The organism is Streptomyces sp. NPDC001530 (assembly GCF_042894545.1).
GTDB lineage: Bacteria > Actinomycetota > Actinomycetes > Streptomycetales > Streptomycetaceae > Streptomyces.
In genome coordinates, this window is sequence record NZ_JBIAVS010000023.1 from 199,957 (window position 1) to 207,657 (window position 7,701).

Consider the following 7,701-nt stretch of genomic DNA (forward strand, 5'->3'; position numbering starts at 1 on the left):
TCGCACCGTGATCTGCCGATGCTGTGAGAAGCGTGATCTGCCGGTGCTGTGAGAAAGAAGAAGCAGATGCAGTTCCGTGACCGCAGACAGGCGGGACAGGAGCTGGCGGAACGGCTGCGCATCCTGCAGGAGAAGGGGGCCCTTCCGCATCCCGTGGTGCTCGCCCTGCCCCGCGGCGGGGTCCCGGTCGCACGCGAGGTCGCGCGAGAGCTTCAGGCCCCACTGGACGTGCTCGTCGTACGCAAGATCGGCGCCCCGTTCCAGGAGGAGCTCGGCGTCGGCGCCATCGCCGGTGACGATCCTCCCCTCTTCGACACATGGATCCTGGACCGGCTGGGGCTGACCGAGGCCGGCCTCGCAGGAGTGGTCGAGCGGGAACGGAAGGAACTGCGCCGCCGCGAGGAGCGCTACCGGCAGGGCCGCCCGGCCCCCGAGTTGCGCGGCCGGACTGTGATCGTCATCGACGACGGACTGGCGACCGGTTCGACGGCGCGCGCCGCGTTGCGCGCCGTACGGCGCCAGGAACCCGAGCGCCTGGTCCTGGCCGTACCCGTCTCCTCACAGGAAGCGGCCGACCTGATGCGGCAGGAGGCCGACGACGTGGTCTGCCTCTACCGGCCGAGCGCGTTCATGGCCGTCGGCGAGTGGTACGAGGATTTCGGGCAGCTGACGGACGACGATGTGCTCGAGGCGCTGCAGAGCGCTCAATGAGCGGGGCGAGCAGCGGAGCCGCGTGGCGGCACGCCGGGACTCGTCAACGGCGTCGGCCTCGGTGTCGTGTCGCTGCCGGAGTTGTCCACGGCGTGCCCCGGAGTCGCGGCCCCGTCGCCCCGTCGGCCCCGGTGTCGCGGCCGGCGAGGCGCTGACCGCGGGCCGTCGCCGTTCATCCGTCCTCCCGGTTCACCCCGGCCCGCCGGCCTGTGTCAGCCGCAGTGAGTATGTACGGCCCTCGACACCCCACTCGCCCACCGGAGGCTTCAGACCGGCGTCGATCGCGCGCAGGCTGGGTCGCCCGATGTGGGCGTGGACCAGCCGCCGCACGCCGTGCCGTACGGACTCCTCGGCGACGGTCTGCACGCTCGCGTGGCCACCTACGCCGCCCCGGAACCGTATCGGCCGCCCCCAGGCAGCGGCCTCGGCGAACATCAGGTCCGCCCGCGCGGCCCAGGCCGGAAACTCCCAGAACTCCGGCGCCCACACCACGACCAGGTCGCCCGCCTCGATGCGATAGCCGTACGTGGCATGGGACGTGTGGGCCACCGGGTGGCAGCGCACCCGCACCTCGCCGAGATCGAGGTCACCGGCCCGGATCGAGACGTCTCGCGCGGCCGCGCTCCGACGCAGCGCGGACCTCAGTTCCGACCGCTCGTCGGTGACCAGCCAGCCCGCGAGCGGCCCGGGCGGCGGTTCGGCGCCGGGGCCGCCGTCGAAGGCCGCACGACGTCCGCCGTAGCGGAGCAGCAGACCCGCGGGAGCGAACCGCGGCGAGTTCATCGCGCCCGCGCCGAGCAGGGTGAGCCGCAGCCACCGGTTCACGGGCCGGTTCCCGTCGCGCGTACGGTGGCGGACGGCGCCGCCGAGAGCGTGCCGTCGGGCTCCAGGGTGACGCCCACACCGTCGCTGATGCGGTCGAGGGTGGCGCGCAGCCAGGCGCGGTCCTCGTCCGGCGCGGGCTCCAGCCGCATGCGCCGGGCCCGCAGGGGCACCATGCGCAGGCCGGTCAGTCGGCCCGTGTCCGCCGCCACTGTGACGAGGTAGGCGATCCGCAGGTCGTCGCGGTACTCCTCGTACCCGGAGATGCCCTCGTAGTCGTCGACGAAGTCGCCACAGCCATGGAGGATCAGCCGGTCGCGGTACATCTCGATGGCGCGGGGGTGGTGCGAGGAGTGTCCGTGGACGACGTCGACGCCGCCGTCCACGAGGGCGTGCGCGAAGCGGATCTGCCCCGGGGAAACGCGGTAGCCCCAGTTGGACCCCCAGTGCACGGACACGACCGCGATGTCGCCCGCCAGCTTCACCTGCCGCACGCGCCGGACCACCGCGGCGGCCGCGCCGGCCGACAGGTCGGGAACGTAGGCGACGCCGGGCAGATCGGCGCCCGCCGCCCAGCCGTGCGGGATGCCGCTGGACGAGGTCCCGACGGCGAGGACGAGCACGCGATGGCCGGCCGAGACGGGCACCGCCACCGGTGCCCACGCCTCGTCGGCGTTGCGCCCCGCGCCCGCCGCCCGCAGACCCGCGCGGGCCAGCGAGTCCAGCGTCTCCTCCAGTCCCTCGCGGCCGAAGTCCAGCACGTGGTTGTTGGCCAGGACACAGACGTCGGGCCGGGCCACCGCGAGAGCGGGCAGGTTGGCCGGGTGCATGCGGTAGTGGACCGCCTTGCCGGGCGCGAACGCGTCACCGCGCGTCACGGCCGTCTCCAGATTGACGATCCGGACATCCGGGGCGGCCTCGTCCAGCAACCGCAGCACATCTCCCCACGGCCAGGACGGATCGACCGGGACCGGAATCGGACCGTTGACCAACTCCGCCATGTCCACGTACGACCGGGCGTCGCGGACGTAGTCCTCCCGCAGCGCCGGATCACCGGGCCGCGCCAGGATCTGATCGACGCCGCGTCCGAGCATCACGTCACCGCAGACGAACAGCGTCACCTCGCCGTCGGCCATGCCTCCAGCCTAGGAGCCGTCCCTCCAGCGCGAGACCGAGTACGCGCGCGGTGTGCTCAGCAGGCCGGCCGAAGCCCCCGAGGGCTGGATCTCCGTGCGCCGGGGCGGTAGGGAGCGTCTGATGCGGGTACCGCGGACGTGGGGGTTCCGGACACGGGAGGCTGCCGTGGAACTCGTCGAGGAACGTCCGCACCGCTTCCGTATGGACCCGCACGGGCAGATGCGGGTGCCCGGGGTGGTGTTCGCTTCCCGGAAGCTGCTGCGGGACGCCGAGAAATCGCTCGAGCAGGTCGCCAACGTGGCCACGCTGCCGGGCATCGTCGGCGCCTCGTACGCCATGCCGGACATCCACTGGGGCTATGGCTTCCCGATCGGCGGAGTGGCCGCGACCGACGTGGACGACGGCGGTGTCGTCTCGCCCGGCGGGGTCGGTTTCGACATCTCCTGCGGGGTGCGGCTGCTGACCGCGGACTCCGACCGCCGGGCGTTCGAGCCAGCGCTGCACGCGGTCATGGACGGCCTGGACCGGTCGATCCCGCGCGGCGCGGGACCCGGTGGGGTGTGGCGGTCGATCGGACGCTCACAGCTGGAGCGGATCCTGCGGGGCGGCTCCCGGTACGCCGTGGAGCAGGGATACGGCGAGGAGCGTGACCTGCGGCGGTGCGAGGACGGCGGGGCGGTCGCCGACGCAGATGTGGCACAGGTCAGCGAGCGGGCGCGGGAGCGGGGGCTGGGGCAGGTGGGCAGCCTGGGGTCGGCCAATCACTTCCTCGAGGTGCAGATGGTCGACGAGGTGTACGACGAGACGGCCGCCGCCGCGTTCGGGCTCGCCGTCGGCCAGGTGTGCGTGATGATCCACTGCGGTTCGCGCGGCCTCGGCCACCAGATCTGCACCGATCACGTCAGGGCGATGGACCGCGCCATGTCCCGCTACGGCATCACCGTCCCCGACCGGCAGCTGGCCTGCACCCCGGTCGACTCGCCGGAGGGGCAGGACTACCTGGGCGCGATGGCCGCCGCGGCCAACTACGGTCGCGCCAACCGCCAGTTGCTGTCGGACGCGGCCCGCCGGGTCTTCCGCCGCGCCGCGGGCGTCCGGCTGGCGCTGGTGTACGACGTGTCCCACAACCTCGCCAAGATCGAGACCCATGCGGTGGCCGGAACGCGACGCCGACTGTGCGTGCACCGCAAGGGCGCCACCCGCGCCTTCCCGCCCGGGCATCCCGACCTCCCGGAGGACCTGCGCGAGGTAGGCCAGCCGGTGCTGATCCCCGGGACCATGGGCACGGCCTCGTACGTCCTGACCGGCGTGCCCGGCGGTGACGCGTTCCACTCCACCTGCCACGGCGCGGGCAGGGTCATGAGCCGGCACCAGGCCGCGCGTGCGATCGGCGGGAAGGAACTGCGGGCCCGGCTGGAGGCGGAAGGCATCGCGGTGCGCCCGCGGTCGTTGCGCGGCCTGGCGGAGGAGACCCCCGAGGCCTACAAGGACGTGGCCGAGGTGGTGGCGGCGAGCGAGGGCGCGGGGCTGTGCCGCACGGTCGCCCGGCTGGTCCCGCTGGGCGTGGTGAAGGGCTGAGGCGTCCGCCCGTCGTACGGCTGAGCCCCGTCGTGCCGTACGCGTCCGTCCGCCGTCCCCTGAGCCCCGTCGAACGCGTCGCGTCCCGTCGTACGCCTCCGCCTGACCGCACGCCTCACATGTCGACTGTCACCTCACACGCCGACAGTCATTGCGTCACACGTCGACGGTCACCGCGCACGACCAGCCGTACGGGTCCGGCCCGATGCGCAGTCCGTGCCAGGAGACGCCCTTGGGCACGGCACCGATGATCTCCACGTCTGCCAGTTCGGTCAATGCCAGTCGTACGTCGAGGCCGTCGTCGGCCGTGTCCGCCTCCACGTCGACGGCCACCCTGCCGTCCACCTCGAGCCGGAAGACGACCTCGTCCAGCAGCGCGGTCAGCAGGTCGTCGTCGCTGTTCTCCGCCAGCCGGACGTGTTCCACGGAGGTGGGCCGCACCGCCGTGACGTCGGCGAAGCACTCCACCATCCCCAGCACCGCCTCGACCAGACAGCGCTCGCGGCTCGCTCCCCACGCCTCGATCCGCACGTCAGCCGTGTGCGGCAGAGCCCGGTGGCCGCTGCCGCCCTGGCGCCGCAGCCGGATGTCGTCGTCCGTGTCACCGACCATGCCCACCGCCTGCCCTTCCGCCGCTCCAGGGCATGTCAGGCCCGGTGGCCCGGATCGATCGTGTGGAGGCCGGTGGTGTCATCGGGCTCGTACGCCCGTGGCTTCCGGTGGTGACGGTGCGTCGCACCGTTCACGGCCGCGACCAGGCCCAGGCAGAAGAGGAGCGCCAAGGCGAGGCCGGAGCTGAAGACGGCCAGCGCGTTCATGGTGGCGATGTCGTGGTCCAGTACCGACACGGTGTACTCGGGGCCGCCGGACAGGTTGTCGGCGATGGCCAGGGCGGTGAAGGCGCCGGTGGCCGCGAGGAGCAGCAGGCCGATGAGCAGCATCCGAGTCATCTCCTCAGAGGGGGTCCTTCGTCGGTACGGGTACCCGTGACCCGCCAGGTCATACGGCGGCGGGCGGCGCCGAGTCCGCCCGGCTCATTGACCGGCCGATCCGGACGATCGATGACCGGCACACGGGGTACGCGAAGGGAAGGAACTGGACACATCGACCACAGGATCGTACGGACCGGGGAAATGGACCGTACGGCCGCGAGGAAGAAGACGACGGCGATGATCTCCCCGATCTCCCAGCCGGTCATGGTGCCCGTCGACGGCGAGGCGCTCGCGGGCGATGTCGTGGTGCCGGCGTCGGCCCGTGCGGTGGTGCTGTTCGCCCACGGCAGCGGCAGCTCCCGGCACAGCCCCCGCAACCGTATGGTCGCCGAACAACTGCGCACCGCCGGACTCGGCACCGTGCTGATGGACCTGCTCACCGAGCGCGAAGACCGCGAAGACGAGTGGACGGCCGAGCACCGCTTCGACATCCCGCTCCTGGGCAGCCGCGTGGTTGCCGTGATCGACTGGCTGGAAGCGCAGCCGGCCACCAAGGGGCTTCCCGTGGCCCTGTTCGGCGCCAGCACCGGAGCGGCAGCGGCTCTGGTGGCCGCCGCGGAGCGGCCGGACCGGGTCCTGACCGTGATCTCGCGCGGCGGCCGGCCGGATCTGGCGGGCGATGCCCTGCACCGCGTACGGGCCCCTGTCCTGTTCATCGTCGGTGGCCGGGACCTCGAGGTACTGGAGCTGAACCAGCACGCGGCCGCGCAGTTGCGGGTCGCGCACTCGCTGCGTGTGGTGCCGGGTGCCACCCACCTGTTCGAGGAGCCCGGCACGCTGGAGCAGGTCGCCGACACGGCCAAGGAGTGGTGCCAGGCGCGCCTCGCGTCCCTGACGGCGCCCGAGGACTGATCCGGTCACGAGACCGGCGCCAGCCCGTTCCTGGAGAGCCCGGAACAGCCGGCGCTCCTGAGTGCGACGGACGATCCGCAGGTCATCGCGATCGAGGTCGCCATGCTCTTCGCCCGCGCCGTGGTCCGGTTCCGGCCGCCGGCGAAGACGAACAGGCGCAGCACCAGGAAGCGCCCGATTCCGGCGAGCCCGGCGGCGCCGAGGTAAACGACCTGCTCCCAGAGCATGCCGGGCGACGGCTGCACCACGTGCAGTACGAGCATCGCCGCGGAGGTCACCGCGTAGGCGGCCGTGGCCGATCCCGCGGACTGCAGGTGCCGGCGCCATCCGGCGCGCCGCCCCGTCCCGAAGGTGAAGAGCGCGTGGAGCTCCGTGCAGAGGATGGTCGAGGCGACGGTGATCAGGGCGTTCGCCACCGCCCAGGGCATCAGGGCGGCGAGCAATGCCACCGCGCCGCTGGAGGCGATCCCGACACCGCCACCGCAGAGTACGAACCGGGCGAAGGAGGCCAGCGGACCTGGGGCGGCGGGGGTGCGGGCCGGGGTGCGGCGTGCGGTGTCCGTGGCGGCCCCCGTCGGCAGCGTGTCGGCCTTCGTCGGCTCCGTGTTGGCGCTCGTCCGCTCCGTGTCGGCGCTCGTCCGCTCCATGTGTCGCGCCTCGTGCGCCGTTCCCGGCTTCGACGACGAGAGCAGCGACTTCATGGGGGTTTCCTTCCGGATGGGGAGCCGTGAACCTCTGGGATCAGCTGCGGTCAACGATGTCGCGGTCTGTTCCCCCTCACCAGGAAGTACGCCCCCGAACCTGGGGTGCAGCTGGCTGCAGCATGAGTTCGGGGGGAGACCCCCCGATCCCTCCCGAGCTCTGGTCGTGAGCGCCGTGGTGAGCGCTTTGACATACCTATGAGGTCATACCTGTTCTCGGGGCATGCCCTCCGCCCGCGTGTCCGTTCAGGACATCGGCCGTGTGGCCTCCGTGCTCGCGGCGTGCCTGCCCGCGCTGAACCGGGCTCTCGACCGCCAGGTCGCCCGGGATTTCCCGGGCCCCAAGCCGCCCGAGGGGCAGCTCGCGCTGCTGCGGTTCGTCTCGCAGCAGGAGGGCGCGACGGTGCGCGAAGCCGCCGACGCACTGCCGATGCGGCCGAACAATGTCAGCGTCCTGGTCTCCCAACTCGTCGAGCAGGGACTGCTGGAGCGTCGGCAGGACACCGGCGACAAGCGGATCGCCCATCTGTATCCGACCTCCAGGGCCCGCCGGGAACTGGCCGAGGTCCAGCGTCTTGAGGGCGCCCACATCGCCCGCGCTCTGCAGCACCTCACCGAAGGCGAGCGGGGCGCTCTGGGCTCGGCCGCCGACGCGTTGATGTCGTTGACGCGGCATCTGCATCCGCTGCCCGCGGCCGAGTAGACCTACCCGAGGTCCCCACCGGGGACCGCCGACCGAGCGCACGGCTGTCTCCCCGTACCCGCGGAGCTCTTTCCTGCCCGGGTTCCTCCTAGGGCACTTCCGGGTCCTAGTACTCCAGCAGCGTTTCGCTATCTGGCCTGGTCAGAGGCGTCGTCCGGAGTGTAGTTGGCTGATGGCGTGTCAGGGGCGGTCTTGGCGGACCGCC

Annotated in this window: 9 protein-coding genes; 4 read left to right on the forward strand and 5 right to left on the reverse strand. The window is 72.2% G+C overall.

The features are described 5' to 3' along the window. Positions 1 to 66 precede the first annotated feature (66 nt). Complete coding sequence (locus tag ACFY0T_RS39135; protein ID WP_388882162.1) at positions 67 to 711, forward strand: phosphoribosyltransferase; 645 nt, start codon at positions 67 to 69, stop codon at positions 709 to 711. Positions 712 to 900: 189 nt separating this feature from the next. Here the strand turns inward: ACFY0T_RS39135 and ACFY0T_RS39140 are convergent, their stop codons facing one another. Both ACFY0T_RS39140 and ACFY0T_RS39145 read right to left on the reverse strand, forming a co-directional pair. After that, a complete protein-coding gene (locus ACFY0T_RS39140) occupies positions 901 to 1,536 on the reverse strand; it encodes a hypothetical protein (RefSeq protein WP_388882165.1) in 636 nt (211 codons plus the stop codon). Then, entirely contained in the window at positions 1,533 to 2,669 is a 1,137-nt protein-coding gene (locus ACFY0T_RS39145; RefSeq protein WP_388882168.1) for a CapA family protein, read from the reverse strand. Before ACFY0T_RS39145 ends, ACFY0T_RS39140 begins: the two co-directional genes overlap by 4 nt. A gap of 166 nt (positions 2,670 to 2,835) precedes the next feature. On the opposite strand from ACFY0T_RS39145, the gene ACFY0T_RS39150 reads away from it, so the two are divergent. Continuing rightward, a complete protein-coding gene (locus tag ACFY0T_RS39150) occupies positions 2,836 to 4,248 on the forward strand; it encodes an RtcB family protein (protein ID WP_388882171.1) in 1,413 nt (470 codons plus the stop codon). Positions 4,249 to 4,404: 156 nt separating this feature from the next. On the opposite strand, the gene ACFY0T_RS39155 is transcribed toward ACFY0T_RS39150, so the two are convergent. Both ACFY0T_RS39155 and ACFY0T_RS39160 read right to left on the reverse strand, forming a co-directional pair. After that, a complete protein-coding gene (locus tag ACFY0T_RS39155; protein ID WP_388882174.1) occupies positions 4,405 to 4,860 on the reverse strand; it encodes an archease in 456 nt (151 codons plus the stop codon). Positions 4,861 to 4,895: 35 nt separating this feature from the next. Then, positions 4,896 to 5,189 (reverse strand): hypothetical protein, encoded by a 294-nt coding sequence (locus ACFY0T_RS39160; protein ID WP_388882177.1) that lies wholly within the window; start codon positions 5,187 to 5,189, stop codon positions 4,896 to 4,898. Between the two features lie 192 nt (positions 5,190 to 5,381). On the opposite strand from ACFY0T_RS39160, the gene ACFY0T_RS39165 reads away from it, so the two are divergent. Next, positions 5,382 to 6,092 carry a dienelactone hydrolase family protein gene (locus ACFY0T_RS39165; RefSeq protein WP_388882180.1) on the forward strand — a complete coding sequence of 237 codons (711 nt, stop codon included), beginning with the start codon at positions 5,382 to 5,384 and terminating at the stop codon, positions 6,090 to 6,092. Between the two features lie 5 nt (positions 6,093 to 6,097). On the opposite strand, the gene ACFY0T_RS39170 is transcribed toward ACFY0T_RS39165, so the two are convergent. Further along, a complete protein-coding gene (locus tag ACFY0T_RS39170) occupies positions 6,098 to 6,604 on the reverse strand; it encodes a hypothetical protein (protein ID WP_388882218.1) in 507 nt (168 codons plus the stop codon). A gap of 412 nt (positions 6,605 to 7,016) precedes the next feature. Between ACFY0T_RS39170 and ACFY0T_RS39175 the strand changes: the two genes are divergently transcribed. Next, positions 7,017 to 7,496, forward strand: a complete 480-nt coding sequence (locus ACFY0T_RS39175) for a MarR family winged helix-turn-helix transcriptional regulator (protein WP_388882183.1) — start codon at positions 7,017 to 7,019, stop codon at positions 7,494 to 7,496. The last annotated feature ends 205 nt before the right edge of the window (positions 7,497 to 7,701 follow it).